At 32.0% G+C, this 21754-nt stretch carries 24 protein-coding genes and 1 pseudogene; 9 read left to right on the plus strand and 16 right to left on the minus strand.

Going from position 1 to position 21754, the window contains the following annotated elements; all coding sequences use genetic code 11:
• Positions 1–3: 3 nt before the first annotated feature.
• Together BUB96_RS01075 and BUB96_RS01080 are read right to left on the minus strand one after the other, a co-directional pair.
• The gene (locus tag BUB96_RS01075; RefSeq protein ID WP_073294905.1) at positions 4–1305 is read right to left on the minus strand and encodes a glycosyltransferase family 2 protein; all 1302 of its coding nucleotides are present in this window, start codon (positions 1303–1305) and stop codon (positions 4–6) included.
• Between the two features lie 36 nt (positions 1306–1341).
• Positions 1342–3096: a polysaccharide deacetylase family protein gene (locus tag BUB96_RS01080; protein WP_073294908.1), complete on the minus strand. Its 1755-nt coding sequence runs from the start codon at positions 3094–3096 to the stop codon at positions 1342–1344.
• A 322-nt stretch (positions 3097–3418) separates the two neighbouring features.
• On the opposite strand from BUB96_RS01080, the gene BUB96_RS01085 reads away from it, so the two are divergent.
• Positions 3419–3802 carry a helix-turn-helix domain-containing protein gene (locus tag BUB96_RS01085; RefSeq protein WP_073294911.1) on the plus strand — a complete coding sequence of 128 codons (384 nt, stop codon included), beginning with the start codon at positions 3419–3421 and terminating at the stop codon, positions 3800–3802.
• Between the two features lie 721 nt (positions 3803–4523).
• Here BUB96_RS01085 and BUB96_RS01090 read toward each other — a convergent pair.
• Positions 4524–5147: a 3'-5' exonuclease gene (locus tag BUB96_RS01090; protein ID WP_073294915.1), complete on the minus strand. Its 624-nt coding sequence runs from the start codon at positions 5145–5147 to the stop codon at positions 4524–4526.
• Between the two features lie 107 nt (positions 5148–5254).
• Here BUB96_RS01090 and BUB96_RS01095 point away from each other — a divergent pair, with 107 nt between their 5' ends.
• A complete protein-coding gene (locus tag BUB96_RS01095) occupies positions 5255–5785 on the plus strand; it encodes a type 1 glutamine amidotransferase domain-containing protein (RefSeq protein ID WP_073294919.1) in 531 nt (176 codons plus the stop codon).
• A gap of 333 nt (positions 5786–6118) precedes the next feature.
• Here the strand turns inward: BUB96_RS01095 and BUB96_RS10360 are convergent, their stop codons facing one another.
• Positions 6119–6346 carry a hypothetical protein gene (locus BUB96_RS10360; RefSeq protein ID WP_073294922.1) on the minus strand — a complete coding sequence of 76 codons (228 nt, stop codon included), beginning with the start codon at positions 6344–6346 and terminating at the stop codon, positions 6119–6121.
• Between the two features lie 383 nt (positions 6347–6729).
• On the opposite strand from BUB96_RS10360, the gene BUB96_RS01105 reads away from it, so the two are divergent.
• The 5 genes from BUB96_RS01105 to BUB96_RS01125 all read left to right on the plus strand — a co-directional run bounded on the left by BUB96_RS01105 (position 6730) and on the right by BUB96_RS01125 (position 9349).
• Positions 6730–7530 carry a methyltransferase gene (locus BUB96_RS01105; protein ID WP_073294926.1) on the plus strand — a complete coding sequence of 267 codons (801 nt, stop codon included), beginning with the start codon at positions 6730–6732 and terminating at the stop codon, positions 7528–7530.
• 338 nt (positions 7531–7868) lie between these two features.
• Positions 7869–8204 carry a type II toxin-antitoxin system RelE/ParE family toxin gene (locus tag BUB96_RS01110; RefSeq protein ID WP_073294929.1) on the plus strand — a complete coding sequence of 112 codons (336 nt, stop codon included), beginning with the start codon at positions 7869–7871 and terminating at the stop codon, positions 8202–8204.
• Between the two features lie 10 nt (positions 8205–8214).
• On the plus strand, positions 8215–8490 hold the full coding sequence (locus tag BUB96_RS01115; protein ID WP_073294932.1) for a helix-turn-helix domain-containing protein: 276 nt from the start codon (positions 8215–8217) through the stop codon (positions 8488–8490).
• Between the two features lie 191 nt (positions 8491–8681).
• On the plus strand, positions 8682–8945 hold the full coding sequence (locus BUB96_RS01120) for a type II toxin-antitoxin system PrlF family antitoxin (RefSeq protein ID WP_073294936.1): 264 nt from the start codon (positions 8682–8684) through the stop codon (positions 8943–8945).
• Complete coding sequence (locus BUB96_RS01125; protein WP_073294938.1) at positions 8942–9349, plus strand: type II toxin-antitoxin system death-on-curing family toxin; 408 nt, start codon at positions 8942–8944, stop codon at positions 9347–9349. Before BUB96_RS01120 ends, BUB96_RS01125 begins: the two co-directional genes overlap by 4 nt.
• A 64-nt stretch (positions 9350–9413) precedes the next feature.
• On the opposite strand, the gene BUB96_RS01130 is transcribed toward BUB96_RS01125, so the two are convergent.
• From BUB96_RS01130 to BUB96_RS10365, 8 genes and pseudogenes are all read right to left on the minus strand, one after another.
• A complete protein-coding gene (locus BUB96_RS01130) occupies positions 9414–9839 on the minus strand; it encodes a hypothetical protein (RefSeq protein ID WP_073294939.1) in 426 nt (141 codons plus the stop codon).
• Complete coding sequence (locus BUB96_RS01135; RefSeq protein WP_073294940.1) at positions 9836–10144, minus strand: DUF2089 family protein; 309 nt, start codon at positions 10142–10144, stop codon at positions 9836–9838. Before BUB96_RS01135 ends, BUB96_RS01130 begins: the two co-directional genes overlap by 4 nt.
• A 164-nt stretch (positions 10145–10308) precedes the next feature.
• On the minus strand, positions 10309–11130 hold the full coding sequence (locus BUB96_RS01140; protein ID WP_073294942.1) for a hypothetical protein: 822 nt from the start codon (positions 11128–11130) through the stop codon (positions 10309–10311).
• Positions 11131–11327: 197 nt separating this feature from the next.
• Positions 11328–11492: pseudogene (locus tag BUB96_RS10500) on the minus strand (type II toxin-antitoxin system Phd/YefM family antitoxin); the annotation flags it as partial.
• Positions 11493–11718: 226 nt separating this feature from the next.
• Complete coding sequence (locus BUB96_RS01145) at positions 11719–13080, minus strand: YjiH family protein (protein ID WP_073294946.1); 1362 nt, start codon at positions 13078–13080, stop codon at positions 11719–11721.
• Between the two features lie 398 nt (positions 13081–13478).
• Entirely contained in the window at positions 13479–13688 is a 210-nt protein-coding gene (locus tag BUB96_RS01150; RefSeq protein ID WP_073294951.1) for a PF20097 family protein, read from the minus strand.
• Positions 13689–13866: 178 nt separating this feature from the next.
• Positions 13867–14562, minus strand: a complete 696-nt coding sequence (locus BUB96_RS01155; RefSeq protein ID WP_073294956.1) for a hypothetical protein — start codon at positions 14560–14562, stop codon at positions 13867–13869.
• Between the two features lie 57 nt (positions 14563–14619).
• The gene (locus BUB96_RS10365) at positions 14620–14793 is read right to left on the minus strand and encodes a hypothetical protein (protein ID WP_159431714.1); all 174 of its coding nucleotides are present in this window, start codon (positions 14791–14793) and stop codon (positions 14620–14622) included.
• Between the two features lie 87 nt (positions 14794–14880).
• Here BUB96_RS10365 and BUB96_RS01160 point away from each other — a divergent pair, with 87 nt between their 5' ends.
• Entirely contained in the window at positions 14881–15726 is an 846-nt protein-coding gene (locus tag BUB96_RS01160; RefSeq protein ID WP_073294959.1) for a helix-turn-helix domain-containing protein, read from the plus strand.
• Positions 15727–16071: 345 nt separating this feature from the next.
• Here BUB96_RS01160 and BUB96_RS01165 read toward each other — a convergent pair whose 3' ends face one another.
• Complete coding sequence (locus BUB96_RS01165) at positions 16072–16365, minus strand: hypothetical protein (protein WP_073294962.1); 294 nt, start codon at positions 16363–16365, stop codon at positions 16072–16074.
• A gap of 46 nt (positions 16366–16411) precedes the next feature.
• Positions 16412–16945 (minus strand): hypothetical protein, encoded by a 534-nt coding sequence (locus tag BUB96_RS01170; protein ID WP_073294965.1) that lies wholly within the window; start codon positions 16943–16945, stop codon positions 16412–16414.
• A gap of 499 nt (positions 16946–17444) precedes the next feature.
• Here BUB96_RS01170 and BUB96_RS01175 point away from each other — a divergent pair, with 499 nt between their 5' ends.
• Positions 17445–18896 carry a polysaccharide deacetylase family protein gene (locus tag BUB96_RS01175; protein WP_073294968.1) on the plus strand — a complete coding sequence of 484 codons (1452 nt, stop codon included), beginning with the start codon at positions 17445–17447 and terminating at the stop codon, positions 18894–18896.
• A 121-nt stretch (positions 18897–19017) separates the two neighbouring features.
• Here BUB96_RS01175 and BUB96_RS01180 read toward each other — a convergent pair whose 3' ends face one another.
• Together BUB96_RS01180 and BUB96_RS01185 are read right to left on the minus strand one after the other, a co-directional pair.
• Positions 19018–19440, minus strand: coding sequence for a cupin domain-containing protein (locus tag BUB96_RS01180; RefSeq protein WP_073294971.1), 423 nt, complete (start codon positions 19438–19440; stop codon positions 19018–19020).
• Positions 19441–19587: 147 nt separating this feature from the next.
• Positions 19588–21753, minus strand: a complete 2166-nt coding sequence (locus BUB96_RS01185; RefSeq protein ID WP_073294974.1) for a YhgE/Pip domain-containing protein — start codon at positions 21751–21753, stop codon at positions 19588–19590.
• Position 21754: the final 1 nt, after the last annotated feature.

The following is a 21754-nucleotide window of genomic DNA, read 5'->3' on the forward strand; positions in this document are numbered from 1 at the left end:
AACTCACCTCTCTGAAGTGCTTTTGGTTTTACCTTTAACAATGGTTTGTTTCATTGGTTGGGAATCAAATCGCTCGGTTTTATACCATTTCACTTCTTGATTAAATAAAACTCGCTTCGCTTCTCGGAAAGATGCACTCAATACCAAGACAACCCACATCTGCGAATACACAAAATACATCAGGACAACGACTAAAGCATTTATTAAGTTCAATTGTCCTTTTTCGAGACTCAATGCGAGCCAGACTTCCACTAAGAATAGTAAGAAACCGGTCACGAGAAGAACAATCGAAACATTTCCAATTAAGAGTTCCAAATCAAAGATTAAATTTAAGATAAAGATTAAATGAGAGATTAATATCCCTCCAAAAAAGAATAAATAGGTAAATAGAAAGTAAAACAAATCCAATCGAACTTTATTGTTCAGCTTTCTAAATTGAAAAAGAAACTTAAAAATTACATATTGGTTACCTTGTGCCCATCTCATGCGTTGCTTCCACCAAACGCTTAAGGTTTCTGGTTCCTGTTCCCATGTAATAGCTGCGGGGAAAAAACGAATGTGATACCCTGCATTATAGACACGGAAGCTAAGCTCGGTGTCCTCAGAGATAGCTTGCTCATCCCATCCGCCTAACTCTTCAATCACTGAACGACGGATTGCAAAATTCGTTCCTGGGATTGTCGTCATTTTGAACCAGTGCCAGCGCCCTGCTTGAGCGAGCCATTGGAAGGTCAAGGTTTCAATATTAATAAAACGGGTCAATAAATTTTCTTTTGCATTCAATACTCTAAATTTACCCACAACCGCTGCTGCTTTTTTATCATTGTTCAGTCCAATAACTAAATTGAAAATCGCTTCTGGTTCTGGTGTATTATCTGCATCGTAAACGACAATAACTTCTCCAGTTGAATGTTTTAAGCCTTGATTTAAAGCTCCAGACTTTCCTTTTCCACCCGTTGGCGGTTTGGTGTGAATCGGTTTGATAAATGGATAACGTTTTGCATATTCATCGACGATAAATCCGGTCTGATCACTTGAGTTATCATTAATTGGAATAATTTCCAATTTATCTTTTGGATAGTTTAAATTGATCATTGCTTGAAGCGTGTTCTCAATTACCAATTGTTCATTGTGGGAAGGAATCAATATACTAACAGTCGGTAATTCTCCTTCACTCTCTGAAAAATTTTTAACATCTTCATCGTGTTTTAAAAATTCTAAATAACCACCTAGCATTAAGAAGATGTGATAAAACAACATGAACCAGAGGAGAAACAGCGCCAAATATAGGAAAAAATTAGCCATAATCTGCACAATCCTTTCTTGATAATCCTTTGTCTACTATTTGAGAGGTTTAGCTACATTTTTTTCTAAGCGTCTTCTTCTCACCACTAAATAAAATGTAAAACTAAGAAACATTAGAACAGCAGTTATTCCGAGTACAGCGATGACCCAAGTGATGATGATAACGATTTCAATCATATGGTAGTACACATAATTCTTTGAGGTTCTCATCAATCCTAAATTATTCACTTGAGCATTAATCTCACCATTTCCACTTTGGATGTTTACATGATCAACCACTACGGTATTTTTCATTTCTTTTAGATCGATCCACTCAATATTTTTAATTTTTTCCATTTCATCCAACACTTCTCGTAGCCCTTCAACTCCTAGATAAGGATGGTAAAAAGCTCCAATCATTCCACCTTTGAGCAACTGGTAATACTCAGCCGATTCCATCATATCTTTTACTGGTTCTTCGGCTTCGGGCTGAACGTAACCAATAGTCTCAGGTAGTAAAAGCATCCCATTTAACATGGTTGGTTGTGTTGCATAAGGTGTGGTATCCATAATCTCCCAATCTTCATCACTTAATTGGACTTGCCCAACATAAGTAGAGAAATAATCCGAAACGACTTGGTATCCATTTTGCGACATGGTGTAGTGAGGAGCTTCGAAAGCAAGAGGATAGAGCCCATAATTGGCTAATTCTTGCACCCCTTTTGTTAAGCGTTCTTCGATATATTTCCGCTCATATTCTTTGTTCTTTGTTTGATGAGCTTCATATTTTTCTGGGCTTTCAAAGTCGTCTTCTACAAGTTGTGTCACTTCATCTTCTGGACCATGATAAATGGGCATCTGATTCTCCACATCCCAAAATTCAAAGCCTTCTCCTGTTTCCGAATCTCGGAATTGATGGGTGTAACCGTGGAGGACAACACTTCCACCATTATTTTGCATATATTTAAGCACTTTGAGCACTTCTCTTTGGTCTTCAAAGTGATATCTTCTTCCGCTATCAGGATCTGTATATACGGGTATCACAGCAATCATATAAGGAGTATCCCGTTTCGCTAACTCCTCGGCTGCAGCCATTAAACGTTTTGGATCGCTTAGCGGATGAACATCTTCTAAACGAATATAAGCTGGCGTATTATCATTCGACTCAACATCAAAAAAGGTATTTAAGACTTGCGAGAAATAAATGGAATACGGCCGGTCAAAGGAATCTGCCGATAAATAATAATTTTTATCTTTTCGCATTATTAATGGAACTTTCCCTTCATCGCCATCCCCTTCTACGAGAACTTCTGTCCCTTCATCTAAAACTGTTTCAAAAACAATGCTTGGATTAATTTCTATTGATTTTTCTTGATCTCCAAGATAATCAATCGTTGTAATTGTAGTTTCTTCGCCCACTTGAAGGAAAGAATATTTGTCTCCTAATTGTTCAGTATTATAACTAATCGCCATTGTTGGACCCTCAAACGAAGAAACAAGCTCCGCAACCGATGGAGATAATTTTTCTTTTATATGCCCGTAATAAAAAAGATGCGTTTTGTCTTCTAAGTCCTCTTGTTCTAAATGATGGACATTGATATATTCAATATTATTTGAAAAATGTCCTACAGATAAATCAAGCATGCGTATATTTTCGTCTACTTCCCAATGTTCCGTTGAATAAACAACCAGTACATTTGTATCCAGATTGATTTTTACAATCTCTTCTTCCAGTGCATTGACTGTTCTTCCACCAAGCCCCAATAAAATTACCATCAAAAGAATTAAAACTGCTATAATCTTTTTCCTCATAGTAAGTCCCCTTTGCTTTTTTCCTTTTCCATCTTTTTCCATAACGACTGTGATGAGGGATACCTTCAGATAAGAAAAACATGCATGTACATAAAATTAATAGATTGATGTTCTTTCGTGGTTATTTTCTAATCATTTAAGCATATACGAGAGTGATTTTAAATCTCTTACGTGAATAAATATAAAGTTATGCATTTTTAATATCATACGTGCTTATAAAGCACATGTAAAGTAAAATATACTTTTTGTATAAAGTATTTATATTTTTTTGAAATATGTGCTATATTTAATGAGTAGAAATTGAAGGAAATGTGGGGATATTATGGGGTTTTCGAACCGTTTAGAGACATTAAGAAAAAGTATTAACTTATCGCAAGAAGAATTAGCTAAAATTTTAAATATTGATCGAACTTCAATCGTTCATTATGAAAATAGTAAGAGTGGAAGAATACCAAGACCTGATACTCTGGAAGAAATTGCGAATTTCTTTGGCGTGAGCATTGATTACCTATTGGATCGAACAGATAATAAAGAAGTTACTATTGAAGAAGAAGGTTTTATTTCAGATACAGATGATTTATCTCTAGCAGAATTGCAAAAAAAATACCAGATCACTGTGGATGGTGAGCCGGCATCGGATGAAGAATTAGAAGGAGCTATTGATTTTATTCGATCTCTACGTGAGAAGAATTCGTTTCCTCAGTGACGATTTCATTTATCAAGTCTAGTAATTCGTTCTGTTCTTTTTCTATCACTAATTTACACAACAGTTCTAATAAATCAATTGATTCCTTTTCCATTGCAGTCAGCTCCCTAGTAAAAAATATGTATGAGAGTCAGTAGATATGAATTAATTTCAATTATTAGATGTTAAAATCATTATATCGTATATTGATTTTAAATACAAAGAATAATTTTCATGTAGTGATATATATCGTGTACTATAGATACAAAAGGATAAAAAAGATGAAGAGTAAAAGATTAAAATAGACGATTTCCTGTGTTATGTAAGGAATATCGTCTTTTTGTTTTACAAGTCATAGGATATTGACTAACTTAATAGGTTACCCTAACAAGTGGAGATGTTTTTTATGCTTACTTGTGAGGATAGAGCGGTTATCCTTACAAGTGGGACTGTTTTTTATGCTTACTTGTGAGGATAGAGTAGTTATCCTTACAAGTGGAGCTCAGTTTTATGCTTACTTGTGAGGATAGAGTAGTTATCCTTACAAGTAGGACTGTTTTTTATGCTTACTTGTGAGGATAGAGAGGTTACCTTAACAAGTAGGGCTCAATTTTATACTCACTTGTTAGGTATTCCCGAGATATGTAAAGTTATTTTTAATACAATTAATAAAATTATTATTTTCATATCAAAAAAGCCCCACTCTAGAAGTTACACATTTCTAGAGTGAGGCTTTTCTACTTTAATCTTTTTCTTGCATGGTCTTACAATAGTAATAAAGCGCACCGGTCACTAAACAATCTTCAATCGCATTATGAGAACCTACATCAATACCTAGGTAATATTTTAAAGTCGGTAATTTATAATTCGGCAAACCCGCAATACTCGCGCGAGCTAATTTTACCGTATCAATCACTTTGAAACTTTCATGGTCAATTTCATGTCGCTTCAAATTTTCCAGTAAAAATTTCATATCAAAAGATGCATTATGTGCGACAATTGTTTCATCTTTTAAAAATTCGTTTAATTCGTGTAAGGACTGTTGAATGGGAGGCGCGCCCATGACCATTTCAGTAGATATACCGGTTAACTCTGTAATTTTCCATGGAATCGAATAAAAGGGTTCTACAAAACGTTCAAAACGGTCCACTTCATTTCCATTTCTAAATTTTACGGCACCTATTTGAATGATTTCATGATTTTCTGCACTAAAACCCGTCGTTTCAAAATCTAAAGTTGTAATGTCATTATCTAATGTTAAGGATTTTATAGGAATTCCTCCTCCTGTTGATTTTAAATACCACTCTATTTTATCATAAAATTCACTTATTGAATATCTTCCGTTGATATTCTTTACAGGCTTCAAAAGGTTTAAATTGTTATTCTACGCTTAGTCTGCTAGGCTTAGTTTGTATAATAACCAATAAGCACTCAATATGAGCTGTTTTGGTAAAAAAGAATGGAGGAACGAATTTGCGTTTAAAGAATCATAAAGTTATTTCGTTAGTTGATCATGATTTTGATGATTTAGAACTATGGTATCCTGTTATCCGCTTGCGCGAAGAAGGTGCTCAAGTTGATTTGGTAGGTCCAGAAACGAACGAAACGTATATTGGAAAAGATGGCGTCCCGGTTGAATCCGATTATGCTTACGGTGATGTTAACCCTGAGGAATATGATGCGGTGATTATTCCTGGTGGATGGGCGCCAGATAAAATTCGCCGTTATGATGAAGTGAAGAACATTGTCAAACATATGAATGACAACAACAAAACGATTGGACAAATCTGTCATGCCGGCTGGGTAACCATTTCTGCAGATATTTTAGAAGGAAAAACAGTAACCAGTACTCCAGGGATTAAAGATGATATGACCAACGCTGGAGCGACATGGGTAAACGAGCCCGTGGTAACAGATGGTCAGCTAGTTTCCAGCCGAAGACCACCTGATTTACCTGAATATTTACCAGAACTCATTAAAGTAATGGAAGAATATCATCGTTAAAATTTGAATGAGTCGGAAGATTAATACCCTACTATCAGAATACTAAATGATATGACCTCCAAAATGTTAGCTTTTAACTCTAACTTTCGGGGGTCATATTAATCTAATTTGAAATTGCTTAATCACTAAATAAATTAATCTTTCATTAACTGAAAAATATAATTTTTAAAAAACGAACTAATTAAATGACTAACTAGATAAATAAATTAATACAATCTTTAAACAAAAAAGACTAACTAAAAGTTTTAGTTAATCTTAAAGTAAATATCTTATATATTTTTACTGAGCATGATTTAAATTTAAAAAATATTTTAAATACCTTCGTTATTTCTCTCAAGAATTATACCCAAACATAACAACAAAAATGGCTGAGAAGAAGGATATTATAAGTAAAACAATGCCTAGTATGAGAGTTAGTATTTTTGCTAATTTATTTTCAGCGAGGATTTTCATTCCACTTACGATTAAAGCAATGCCTGCAAGAAATAAGAAAAAGAATAGGATAAGAAGGATATTCTTTATTGGAAAGTTTTCTATAGGAAACTGATTAATGAATTTCATGTTTTCACTCCATTTTTCAATTGATTGTAAAACTTTTTTGTAGTATTGGTTCCTGAAAGGACAACCATCGGCATGCCGCCTCCAGGGTTTACGCTTCCACCAGCAAAATATAAATTATCAAAAGCGGCACTTTTCTTAAATATTTTTAAACTTAAGCTTTATTATAACCTAATATAGCTCAAGACATAAATCTTTTATTCGAATAATACATTTCTTGAATTTCAAAGAGGGATAAGATTTTCTCAAGTCTATTTTTTAAAATTTCATAGAAATTTATAGCACTCTATCTATGATATACTTTAACAAATTATAATTTAAAGGATGCTATTATGAAAACTAAAAACCTATCATTTACTCGATTTTGTACATCAGGTGGAATCTTGATGCTGACAGTATTTTTTCTGTTTTTAAGTCGAACAACGGATTTATTGGTCTACTTCAAATCGACTCAAAAAATTCCAAATCTATTGTTTATTCTATTTGGAATTCTCTTTATGGGAATCGGCAGTTTCCTTGGATATAAAACAAAAAAGCAATTCAAAACAGATCAAGAAGTTGTAAGAGGAAGTCATTCATCTCGTGGTGTTTATAGCAATGTAAGAAATCCCATTTATTCATCTGTTTTTCTATTCTCAACAGGCGTTTTATTAACCACTCGCAATTTTTTGTCTTTATTTATTATTGGATTAAACTGGTTCATTTTTACGGCAGTGATCATTTTTATTGAAGAGCCGAGACTTATTGATAAATTAGATAGAGATTATATTGAATATACCATCCAAGTCAATCGCTTAATCCCCTGGTTTAGTCAACACTTTAAAACACGAGAATTCACTTCTAAAGATAAAATACTTTTAGAAAACGCTGAAAAGTTTTTTGATAAAGAAATTATTACACCAGTTATGGGAATTTATTTTCTTACGCTTCCTAAAATATTTTGGTTTCGAAAAGGAATTTGTTTTATAACCGATAAAGAGATTGGTTTTTACTCTTATGATGTTTTTCGGGGTCACTATGGTCAACTCATTCCTTTTGAAAAAATCTCATCTTTTGTTTATGGAAAAAGTAATGCTGGATATTCTCTCCGCTTTCACGCGAGTAATACGTCTATAAATTTATACTTTATCCAAAAAGGAGATTTCAAAAAATTTATAGAACATACAAAAGAACGAATTAATCTTTAAAAATGTTATGCAAAGACAGTTTAAAAAGAATTAGATGATGTTAATGCGTTCATTTAGAAAATACAATTCAATCTCTGTATTCTTTTTTATGTAAATTGCTCTTACTCATAAAGGGTTAATATACTCAGAATTCAAATTTTTTATAGACTAATAACTAAAGAAATAATTGAACCTTTAATATTCATTTGTTGGTAAAAAGCACAACACATTTAAATAAATATACAAATCAATCAAAAACAGTGAAAAGTTAAATATATATTATTTAAGCTTTATTATAATTATTAAAAATTGACAATATAGCAAATACGCTATATAATAATTTCAGAAGGAGTAGCAAGATGAGAAATCCAGAATTTGATTGGGATGACGAATTTGATATTTTTTTAGGTTCTTTAAACGATATTGAAGCTGCAAAACTTTTAGCGGTTATTGAAAAGATTGAACAATTTGGATTACAAATTGCTCAAAGACAAAAATGGATAAAAAAACTTGAAGATAATCTATATGAGATAAGAGTAAATGCTAGTGGGAATGCATTGAGAGGCTTATATTTTCAGATTAAGAATAATAATTATTTTATAACGCATGGATTTAAAAAGAAAACTAATAAAACACCTAAACGAGAAATTACTAAAGGGAAATCTATAAGAAATAGAATATTGAAAAATATATGAGGTGATTATGATGAGTAAAGTTCAAGAATATATTAAAAATCGATCAGAAAATAGCACAGAATTTACTCAACAAATAGAAATTGAGCGTAAAAGATTAGAACTTGCAATGAAATTAACTGAGCTTAGAAAAAGTACTGGATTAACACAAAAAGAGTTATCTGAAAAAATTGGAAAACCCCAATCAACAATCTCTCGTATTGAGACAGGTGAAATGAATCCAACTATTGAATTAGTTATCGAAATCGCAAACGGTATGGGGAAAAATTTCGTTCCCATTTTCGAATAAATATTACTAAAGTATAAAAAGAACTATTTAATGTAGGAAAACAGCCATTTAATATTGTCTGTTTTCCTACTTTTTTATTACTCTTCTTCTCACTTTTATTCATAATATCTATTATTCTACAAATAGCTATTATCATTGAATAGCTATTTGCATATTGATATAATGAATAAAATAAATGGGAGGAAAAACAAATGACACTCCATAAAGAATATACACGAAAAGCAAAAAAAACAGGGAATAGTATTCAAGCCACAATTCCCGCTGATATTGCTAAGCATCTAGACATTCAAGAAGGTGACCTTGTCCTTTATACGATTAATTCAGACGGAGAGGTTATGATTAAAAAGCAGAAAACGATCTCTGAACAAATGGGTGTAGATGAGGAATTTTTGAGTATTCTAGAAGAAGGTATGGCAGAATATAAAGAGGCACTAGAAGACTTGGTGGAACGATGATTCATTATCTTACTGAAAAAGAACTTGTTGCAATAAACTACACGCTTATTAAGCAAATTAGCCCCACTGAAGATTTTGGAGTGAAAGATCCTTCTGCATTGAAAGCAGTCGTTGCTCAGCCACGTCAAAACACCTTTGGAGCAGAGTTGTATCCAACGATTTATGACAAAGCAGCGATCTTATTCGAAATGATTATAAACAAACATTGTTTTTATAACGGCAACAAACGTACCGCTGTAATGGGCCTGTATGTCTTTTTACGAAAAAATAAGATTCAGTTGGTAGTTTCAAACAAAGAAATCGCAGATTATTCCGTCCATGTGGCTGTTCAAAAAGGTAAACATCGCCTCACAAATGAAGAAATTGCAAAGTGGATTGAAATAAATAGTCAAAAGATTAAATAAAACACAAGCTATTTTATATCAGCTTGTGTTTTTAAAATTTTTATTTTAAAAAAATGATAATTAATTATAAATCATCAATTTTCATTTTTTCGATTTCTTTTCTCATTTTCATTTTATTTTTCTCACTTAAGTAAATTCCACTCAATATTATTGTTGGGATATTGCTAATTAAAGTAAGATAGCCAATCTCTAAAAAATCATCCGTTGTCATTTTCTCTTTTGGTTGATGCACTACTTCCTCCGTTTCTTCAATAATTTCTCCTGTCTCTTCATTTACTGTAGTAACTTGCTCAGTTATCATACCTGTATCTGTAAAACTAGACCATCCAATAATCATCGACAATGAGAACAGAAAAGAAATGATCGGTAAAATTAATCCTAAGAATTTATTTTCGCTTCTTGATAATTTTAATTGAATAAATATAACAAGTGAAAGGATTAATAACATGAATAATGATGAAAATATTAAATTTATTGGTAAATTGCTCACTCAGCATCCGCTCCTTCTATATTTTTTCGATATTCACTAATCAAAACTTTTGCTGTATCAAAATCTATTTTTTCGTCTACTGCATATCGCTTAATTAATGAAATATATGAATCTTCTTCTATCCTATCTTCAATCTCAATTTTTTGAATCAATTTATCCAAACGAAGCCTCACTGTAGGATAAGTAACATCATACTCTTTAGCCATTTTCTTAAGAGAACCAGAATTTAGAATGAATTTTTTTATAAAGGCAATATCTTCATCTTCTAAATTTACCATCCAGTCTGGAACGATTTTAATACTCATATTATCCCCTCGTTTCTTTCATTAATTATTATATATTTTAACAATGTTAAAGTCAATATTTAATATTATTATATACTTTATAAATAAAAAATTAACAAAATAAAAAAACAAGAGATCACGGAAATTCGTAATCCCTTGTTTATTCTCTTTAGTTAATCATCCTTTTAGTGCACCCTAATGTAATCCATTTTATTATCAATCTCATTAATTGGAATTTCAAAAATTTGTTCGTTATAATCATCTCCACTAACAATGATAGTTAAAACAGAACTATTTTTTAGTTTATTTTCTGAAAAATAAATTGTAAAATATCCTTCTTCATCTACATCTGGTGTATTGATTTCTTCATTATTTGATGGATCATCCGCTGTTTTCAGTGATACTTTTCCAATCGTGTCATCAGGATTTATACGGCCTTCGTACTCTTTCGTATTTTCATGTAGACCTGGCAAGAGTAACTTGTCCAGCACTCTTTCATCTAGCTTATCTGGGTTTTGAGCTATTTCGCGGTAATGTTCGTCTTTTTCTTCCTGGCTCATCGATACAATTTCACTCACATGCGCATCTTGCTTTTCTGATCCAATATTTGTTTCTTCTACTTTCCCTGAAATACGATCTACTTTATATTGATATAGAATTGGATTTCCTTTTTTCTCATCTGCCTTAATTCCTGCATGAACTATTGCAATAAAAGCATCATCTTCTTCACGCATACTAATCACGTAATCATCTGCGTTATAATCTTCATTTTCGTTGATATATTCCCGTGCTTTTTCTTCTGCTTCATCTTCACTTAATTCAGTATCTTTTGATTCTTCATCTTCGGATTTCTCATCTTCTTTATTGTTTTCCTGCTCATCTTGCTTATCTGTAGATTCAGTGGTTTCTGTTTCTTCATCAGCTTCTTCGTGAGTGGTCTCTGTGTCATCACCACAAGCCGCTAACAAAGCAAGAGAAGCTGTACCTATTAAAAATAATTTTTTCATTAATAATCTAGCCTTTCTTTATTAGAAATATCATGGAAATTAATACAAAGAAAAAGTGTTGACAGACCATTTACTATTTAATAAATCGTAGAATTAAAGAAGGCAAAGGAACTATAAAGAATGAAAAATATTTTTTCTTTGTGGGTTTGTACGATTTTTTGAAAGCTTTTTTTGCAGAGTTTTTAATCACTACTTTATAATGTTTCTTGAATAGATTTCCAATCTTCTAAACTAATCAATACTGCATTATTTTCATTTCATTTGCTAGTGATTTGAATTTCCATATGATTCATATTCACATCTTTTAGAAACTGATAAAAATTTCTCTTAGCATAGCTTGAATTTAAAGTCGTTTTAGATATTATAGTCCCCTTATTAAAACCATTTACATTATAACGTACTTAACTTAATACATCGATATTTAGCTTTACAACTAAAGTACTTTTATAAATCTAAAATCAAGTATTTTTTTATACTCTATTTATACAAAAAATAAAACACAAGCTATTTTAAAACAGCTTGTGTTTTTAGTTCTTCTATTAAAAAAAGTGTATCTACATCGTATTTTCGAAGAGTTGGATCTTTGATTTACATAAAAACGAGGTGTGCGGCGAGTACGATGATTGGGAGCGTGATGAGTGTTCTTTCGATAAAGATAATAAATAAATCGAGTAAGCTGATATCCATTTTTGTTCCTAACATCACGGCGCCTGATTCCGATAAATATATTAATTGAGTGACGGATAAAGCAGCCATAATAAAGCGGGTCATCTCACTTGGGATATTTGCGGCAATGACTGACGGCAAGAACATATCGGCAAAGCCGACCATAATTGTCTGAGAAGCTTCGACCGCATAAGGAACGCCTAATAATTTTAATAATGGAATAAACGGGAGACCTAACCATTCAAAGAATGGGGTAAATTCTACAATAATTAAGGCTAAACTACCAAAGGCCATAATGACTGGCAATACACCAATCCATAAATCTAAGACTGAAGTGATCCCTTTTAAAATGAGGTCTTTGAGACTTAAGCTTTGTTTTGCCTTCGCTACGGCTAATTCTAATCCCCAACTGACATTTGTATATCCTTCTGGGACTCTTTCGCCTATATCCATTTTATTTCCTTGGTAGTAAGATTTTTCTTTATTGGATAACGGTGGAATTTTAGGCAAAATCACTGCTGCAGCAATTCCTGCGATCGCTACTGTTAGATAATAAGGTCCGAATAAATGAGCTAAGCCCACTTGACCAATGACCACTAAACTGAATGTGATCGATACGGCTGAAAAAGTTGTTGCAATAACTGTGGCTTCTTTTTTATTATAATAGCCTTCTTCATATTGCTGATTCGTTAAAGTTACACCAATCGTTCCATCCCCTACCCAAGAAGCAATACAGTCAATCGAGGCTCGTCCGGGCAAGTCAAAGATTGGTCGCATCACGGGGGTAAAAATCGCTCCTATGAATTCTAGTAAACCAAAATCGGTTAAAAATGGGAGCAAAAAGCCTGCAAATAAAAAGATGGCAAACAAATCTTTAATTAAATCATAGAGGATTAAACCACCTGTATCCATTGACCAAATAAATGCGGGTCCCCATTGAAAATAAGTCATTAGGGCTAAAATAAAACCGATCAAGCGAATTCCTGTCCAAATGGGTGATACATCAAACAATTCTTTTAAAAATTTATTTTTATGTATAAATTTTGGTTGAAATAATCGATAAACAAGCGTCAAGACCGATGACAGAGCAATAAAAACTAAAATAATGGTTGGTAAAAATGCATCTAATTTTGCGGTCAGTATATTCGCAAGCAAAGCCACCATAATGGTTGTTTCTCCTTCGTATTGAAAGGGAAACATCAACAAAAGAACTCCCAGCAAAGACGGGAGTATAAATTTTAAATAGTCCGAAATTTTATGTCTAAGTTCTAAATTAGAATCCAAAGTATTCCCTCCATAAATAAACAAACTCCCTACTTAGATAAAAACTAAGAATGAGAGTTTTCATAACTTTCATCTAAAACGTGAATCTTATTTTTAAGCATCTAAACAATTATATAAAACGAATGCGCTCTTGTAAAGCTTTCTTTTTAAATGACAGATTATTAGGTACATATCATTAAAAACAATAAATTTTATCTGTGGGTAGTACTTAACTAATATGGAGATAACATTATGACTAACTCAAAAGAAAATATGAAAAAAGGCTCGTCAAAAAAAACGAACCTTGAAGTGATAGATTTTCTTTTGATTTATGTAGATTATCATAATTGCCATTAAGACAAACTCATTTTTTATGCTCTATAAATAATGTGTCGTAGTGACTGTTGTTAAATAAATAGTTAATCATTTATTAAATCTATAATTATCTTTTTACAGTTTTTACAAAAATATGATTCTTTAGTAGCACCATTAAAACCACTAGCAATAGGTATATCATCTGATTTCCCAGGTGCAAAAACCAGTTTCTTTTCTTCAGTAGACCAAAATATATTCCTAGCACTTTGAACGAATCCTTTATCCATTTCTTCTTCACAATATGGGCACTTCATTTTATTACTCTCCTTATTTATATTTTAATTTCGCTTAATTCTGCTAATATTTATCAATCTATCTATTTTTACTAAATACAACAATTATACTACAACAGTACAAATAAGCAGGGCAATTTTTCAATATAGGAAAATTGGAATAAAATTAACAAATTATATATTCAACTTAAAAATAGAATTAACCATGTACATTACCATATATATCTCTAGTATAACTTGTAGATCTAATTAAACCTGTATAATTTGAATATTTATAGTAACTAACTTTATATTTGTGTATGTTAGTTTTATCTGATCGATAGTATTCTTTTCTCTGAGTGTATAAAGTTTTTAAGTTATTGTCTATAATATATTGTGCTACAGCTGTTGCAACACCCACAGATGGACTAACTGGTGTTATTGCTAATATTATAGAAACAATTAAGCTGAGCTTTCTATAGGCCACATTTGTATTACTATTTTGGGTTCTTATATATTTCCATGAATATCCAACTCTTGATAAAGAAAAGTCCGCGGGTTCAGATGTAATAATTGAACTTTCTATTTCTGAAATATCTTGACTGTCTAATGTCACTTCACCTGTTTTGATCTCATTTTCGATTACATGTTGTTCTCCAGTGCTTTCATTTAAAGTAACTTGATTTATTCCGTTTTTATTTTCCGAAAAAGTTAAGATATCTTCAGTTCCAGTTACCAGATTTTTCAATATAAATTCGTTATTTTCATTTTCAGTTAAACTATATTCTATGTTGTTAAAAGTGATTATAGGATCACTTATTTCTTTTGAAGCAGCTTTTACACTGCCAATAGGTAAGACTATATTTAAAAATAAAGTAAAGAGTAAACTTATACTGATATTTTTGATTTTATTCATTTTCCTATCTCTTTTTAATTTTAGTTATACTGCCAATCTCTGTATTTATATAATTTTTTATGGAAGTTCATCATCTTCTGTAAACCATGCTCCTGTTGGGGAAATATCTTTCTTATAATGACTTGTTTTAACTTCGTCAGTAAATAATTGTGCTGCTACCGAATAATTTATGGCGGAAAAGCTATTTATAAATAATAGTGTACTAAAAAACATTAAAAAGATTTTTTTCACTTTGCAACCCCCCTTTCTTATAATTAATTTAACAGACATTTATAAAGATGAGTTATAATAGTTATATCTGAATAAAAGGGGGATTTTATGAAGGATTATGGACTGACACTAAAAAAAATAAGAGAAAGTTTGAATATCAGTCAAAATAAAATTTCGAGTGGGATTATGTCACAATCAAATTATTCAAAAGTTGAAAATAGAGAAATTGATATTCCTTTTGTCAAAATGGTGGATTTATTAGACCAGTTAGGTATGACGATTGATGAGTTTCTATATATTCACCGTGATTATAAACAAAATCCAGGAAAGCAATTAAGTCGTCTAAATCGATTGGAACCGGGAAATAAAACAAAAATGATGAAAACTATTGATGAATTAAAAGCTATCACAAAACCAACTCAACGAGATGATGAACTCTTAGCGATCTTTGAAGCCTTATATTCGATTTCGAACAACGACTATGAAACAGCGAATAAACAAGTCGCTCTAATCTGGAAACGACTTAAAGAGCATGATACTTGGTATTTATACGATATTCGCTTAATTAATAGCATACTCTACCTTTTCCCAATTGAAACAGCAGGTTCTATCGTAAACTTAGTGTTAAAGCGTTTAGAGAAATATAAAAAATTAGGAAAAGTAAGTAAATTATCTGCTAACCTTCAGATCAACTATGTTCTTCTATTAATCGAAAACAGAAAACATAGCACTGCATTAAGCACGACTGAAAATCTTATTAACTTTTGCATTGATCATCATCTATATATCCATCTAGCAGCATCTTATGTACGAAAAGGAATTCTTTTAGACAATTTAGATTTTGCTAACTCTTCTGTTTATTATGAAAAAGGATTCGAATTATTGGAAGTAACGAACAACCAGAAATTGATTCAAGAATTAAAAAAAGAAATAAAAATTTATACCAACCAATAAGAAAACTTTCCAATACTTCCAAACACTAACTGTTTTCAATGGATAAGAACTTGAATCTAAATTAAGAATAAAAAAGCGATAATCTCCGTCTACATAGGGATTATCGCTTTTTTATTAAATATCCTGGAATGAAGTTGAGTTTTACTCAATTCTTATTGTAACAAGCCATATAAGGTTAGCAAATTACACATTACAACAATAAAATCTTTTAAAAACATTAACTTTTCAGTATCTTTTTAGAGGGTCTATTATGTTGCTTTTTATTTATAAATTTCTCTTCGATGACCAATTTCTAAAAAGAGAATAGTAACTGTTTTGTCATTGCTATCAGCAATTAAGAATAGATTACGAATGAATTTCTTCCGTGTTATAACTACTCCGTCTCATTCGATAAGCAATAGCTGATTTTTCTTTTAATTCAATTTTATCTGCAATATATTGACCACAATTTGGGCAATTTAATTGACTGGGAAGTGGTTTTAAATCAACTGCACATTCAATAATTCGTGAAACATACATTCTCAAAACATTCCCACGTCCCACTTTCTGATAAACAGCAAAATCTTTCTTACAATGTCCACAGCGAATATTTAAAAGAAAACTCTTTTTAATTTTTTTGCGATAAGGATTTTTAATCATTCAGTTTCTCCTTGTACAAAATCATAAATATTGTTCGTCCTGTACACTATCCATTCAACTCAAATAAATAGTCTTCCGTTTCTTCAAGCCAATCATAATACTCGTCTTTTACTTGCTTAAATATAATCTTTCTTATCTCAAGATACTTGTCATTATTAGAATTTTCTCCGCCGACAGTTTTTTCTTGATCTTTTCCATAAACAGTAATTTTCGAACCCCCACCATCCATGACTCCATAATCCGTTACATCCGTTGGTAGAGAGAAAAACCTATTTTTTTCGATGACTTCTTTAATTTTTTCCACTTCTTCTGCTGAAATTTTCTTTTCAACTTTAGGAACATCTTCATCGACTTTCATATCAACTCGACCCGATCGGCTTACCATCTCTTCCGTGAATAAATTTACCTCGCCATTACTAGAAACAGTAATAATTTCTGGGAAATGATCAAGATATGTCCCTTCTGAAGCAGAATAAAGCTGTAATTCAACAAAAGGACCTTCTTCAACAAAATCAATTTTATTGCTACATCCAGTTAGGAATATTAAGAGTAAAAATAAAGAACTTACTATTTTTTTCATCAACATCTCTCCTCCTCTTCATTAGGCTCATCATCTCAAAAATCTTCTGACTTTGAAAGCTCAGAAGATTTTATGTTTATATTCGTCTGTGTTAATTTCATATTATTAATATTAATTATTCTTTTTTCTCCATATTCAATGAACTCAATAGTAATATCTAAAATACTTCCCCTTTAAGGAAGCTTAACATTTACTCATTTAAGCCTTTTTTATTTTAAAAAAACTACTTATCATCAGACAACCTATTCCAGTATTCATTTATTAGCTGCAACTAGATCACTTTATGTTTTCTATATAGTACACAATTCATCTTCTTATGATACAGCTCACTGCGACCTGCCTAAATTTAACTGTAAAATTAAATTAAAGGATAACTAATTTGGGTCAAAAGTCTGTTTAAAGTTTCCAAAATAGTATTGTTGAAGACCGCTATATAACATTGATTAACCTATTTTTTAAGAGTATTATAGAATAAAATCGCTTGGAAAGGTAGTTATGAATGAAAAGATTGACAAAGGCTGGAAAAATTATAGTTAGTTTGGGTAGCTTAGTTTTTATTCTATTTTTATTTTTTGTTTTTTGGAAGATATGGTTTCCTCATGAAACTTCTAGCGGTAAAGACCTCAACAAAGAAGAAAAAATTGAAGTAAACGACAGTCACTTCCCAGGAATACATTTAGAAACTGTCACAAAAGAAACTGATAAGTACGTTTATGCTATTAACACACCAACAATTGAGAATGAAATAATTGATGACATTATTCAATCGTGGTTAACGAATGAAAAAGAAAAATTTTTAGAGGAAGTTGAAGCTTCTCCATCAAATAATTTCCAATCGTTGTTAAATATTCACTTGACGACGATACCTATTACGGATTCCATTTATAACTTTATTTTTGAAGGTTACCAAATTACAGGTGGAGCGAATGGTTTTACAAAATATCAAACATATACTTTTGATATTTCTCAAGATAATTTCTTGTCTTTAGAGGATTTTATCGATTTAAGCGATGAAAATATTACTGAATTTAAAGAAATTATTTTAGCAGTAATTGCCAATGACCCTGAACTTTCTGAAGGAATTATAGAGGAGTTATTAGATGACTCTTTGAAGCAAATAAAAGAATTGAAATGGTCGATAAATGAAGAAAACTTCTCTGTTTATTGGGATGAATATGAAATAGCAATTGGAGCGGTTGGCGCCGTTCATTTAGTGATTCCAATAGATCAAATTGAGCCTTTATTGACTACTGAAGCCAAAAATTTTCTAGACAGATCTGGCCTCAATGAAGAAGATGATGATACACAAATTGTTGATCAGAGACCTGCAGATGATTTAGATCCTGATGGAAAATATGTTGCTTTAACATTCGATGATGGTCCTCACTCTTCTGTCACCCCTCGAATTTTAAATATTTTAAGTGAGCACAATGCCAAGGCAACCTTTTTTATGTTAGGAAACCAAGTTGAATATTACCCAAAACTTGTTCAGCGTGTGGCTCAAGAAGGTCATGAGATAGGAAACCATTCTCAAACACATATTGATCTAACAGTATCAGATAATGATCGATTGAATGAAGAACTCAATTATACAAATGAACTCATAAAAGACATTACGGGTTATAATCCAGTTTATATTCGCCCCCCTTATGGCGCTTATAATGATCAGGTAATCAAACAAGCAACAGATTTAAATCAACCCATTATTATGTGGTCTGTTGATTCTCTTGATTGGCAATCACGTGATCCAGAGGCCATTAACCAAGAAATAACAAGTCAAGTCTCAAATGGTGCCATTATTTTAATGCATGATATCCATGAAACAACTGCCGATGCACTCCCCACAGTATTAGAAAATTTAGAAGCGAATGGCTATAAATTTGTGACAGTATCTGAGCTTTTAAAATGGCAAAAGGCAATGGGTGTGGGACCGCATTTCGGAAATTATTAATTAAAAGCTACATAAAAAGACTCACCCTATATTGAGGTGAGTCTTTTTAATTCGATTTAATTTTAATTCTTTAGAATATTCATTGACTTTAAGAGTAAAGAATTATATTTTTTAATAACTATTAATGTTCATTTGGATCATTTTTTGCATCTTCATGCGTAGGGTGTACAGTTCCTTCTACGTGATCTGGTCCTGCATAAATGGTATATAACTTAAGTGGTGTATCTCCTGTGTTTTCAATATTATGCCACAAATCTGCTGGAACAAAAACAGCATCATCATCCGCTACTTCCACTTCAAAATCTAAGTTGTCTTCAGATGGTCCCATTTTACATAACCCTTGACCTTCTTCAATTCGAATAAATTGGTCAATTCCATTATGAACTTCTAAACCAATATCATCGCCAGGTTCGATACTCATAACGGTTACTTGTAAATTTTCACCTGTCCAAACTGTTGTTCGATAATTTACGTTTTCTTTTGTTAGATCTTCAATATTTACAACATGTGGTTTCTTACCATAATCTTTTTCATCAATACCCATTTTCCATTCTCCTTTGATTTATTTTATGTTATAAATAGTATACCTTATAAATTTAAACCAGTAAATTAAAACGATTCTAATTAACAACTTTAAATAAAAATTTAATTTACTCTAAAATTATATCCTCTTTATTTTCCTGAAGCGATATTATTTATTAAACAGTGATTTTAACCAGTTTATAAATCCTTTATTTTGGTTAGTGTCTTCTTCAGTTTCTGTTTCTTCAACCTCTTCATCTTCTGTTACATTCTCAGATTTCATAATATATTTAAGATCGCCATCCATTTCCTCTGATTTTCCAGAGAAGCTATCATTTTCTTTTGACAACTGAATCAATTCATCTTTTACTTCCAACATCCCAGCAAGATCTAAATCAGAATTATCCACTTTAGAATGAATTTTTTCAATGCCTTCTTCATAGAATTCATTCATTCCATCATTTAATTTATTGGTTCCTTCAACTAATTGACTACTTCCGTCTTTCAGTTGATGACTACCTCCAGCAAGTTCGTTGACTCCGCTAGATAGTTCTCCAAGTCCTTGGTTTAATTGATGACTACCTGATTTTAATTCTGATATACCATTAGATAATTGGTTACTTCCTTGGGCTAATTCAGCACTACCATTGGTAAATTGTCCAGCAGCTTTTTTAGCTTCAAGGGATTTTTCTTTTATTTGGCCAGATGCTTGGCTCAACTGTTGACTGGCTTGTTCAAATTGCTTGGTAGCTGCAGGAATCTCTTCAGTTCCTTTTTGTAATTCTGTAAGACCTTCTGAAATTTTTGCTTGTCCTTGATTAATTTCTTTAGATCCTTCTGCTAACTGTTCGGATGAAGCTGCCGCATTGTTCATACCACTTTCAACTTCTTTAAGAGCACCTACAAGTTGTTGACTAGAGGCTGATATTCCTTCTAGACCTTGTTTTTGCGCTACAATTGCTGTACGTAATTGCTCTTTGGTTTCGCCTTCTTCTAGTTGAGAAACTAAGGATTCTAAGGTTTTAGTATTTTCTCTTAATGATTCAATCGCTTGAGCTTCTTCTGCTTTTCCATTTTTAATTTGAGTGATCCCATTTTTTGTTTCATTTAGACCACTTGTTAATGCCGCTTGGCCTTGATAGATGGATTCCATATTCGTCACAACTTCAGACATCCCTTGATTTAATTGCTTTGTAGCGTCAGGAATAGTCGCTACTTTTTCACCCAATTGATTGATTCCTTTAGATAACTCTAAGGATTTTTGGCTAAATTGAATCGTTCCATCCGCTAATTGTACATAGGCATCACTTAATTTTTCAGAATTATCAGCTAAAAGTTGTGCCCCCTTACTTATTTCTTTACTAGCTGAATAAGCACTATTCATTCCTTCATCCAATTTTAACGTCCCTTGAGATAGAGGGTTTGTTCCTTCTTTAATTTGTTGTATTCCTTGATCTAGTTGATTGATTCCATGATCTAATTCCACTTGACCAGTCGCTAAATCTCCTGTCCCATTGGTTAACTCCTGACCGGCATCCATCATTTGCTCAATTCCGTCCATTAAACTTTCAAGATCTTCTGATAGTTCGAGGTCTTCCATTTCAGGTAATTCTGATTTTGCAACAATTGCAAGTGAAGGGACCTCAAAATCTTCAACATCCGCTGTTAGTTCTAAATGATCGGGTAAGTCTATTAATTCATCATCAAGGTTTAAACTTTCTTTTAATCCTGGTAGAGAAACAAAGCCAGCCACTTGATGGCTCGCATCTGAAACTAATCGTCCCGTGTTCAGTTCAATATTTTCAAATTTATCAGTTGCTAGATTAACCGTTGTTCCTACTAGATAAGGAGTATATACATTCCGTTTTTCTCCATCTTGCAAACTAATGGTTCGTACATCTGTATTTTCTATTGTGATTTTCATTTTAAATTTTCCGGATTTCCCAACAATGTCTTCTGGAACAACTTCTTGATCATTCAAAAAGTATTGGATGTTTACTTTTAGTGGTAAATCTTCCGTTGGATTTCCTTGATAATAGAGTTCTTTTTCCTCAGTTGACCAATTTAGCTCATCGTTTTTAATTGTTGGTTCCTCGTCCCCTTTGACATTTACCACATCTTTTAGAGTGCTTTTATCTTTTAATTCGTGTAAAGGAGCTTCTGAATGTAGCCAAATGCTTGATATTTTGTCTACTGTATTACCAACACTATCTAATTCAACATAGACTGTTTCCTCTTTTGAAACTTTTTCTGCCGCAAGAACTGATGTTGGCATCATTAAATGAATAACCATCGCTGTTGATAACCATTTGTAAGTATTTTTCTTTGTGTTCATT

It is taken from the genome of Atopostipes suicloacalis DSM 15692, assembly GCF_900129085.1.
In the GTDB taxonomy this organism is placed as follows: domain Bacteria; phylum Bacillota; class Bacilli; order Lactobacillales; family Carnobacteriaceae_A; genus Atopostipes; species Atopostipes suicloacalis.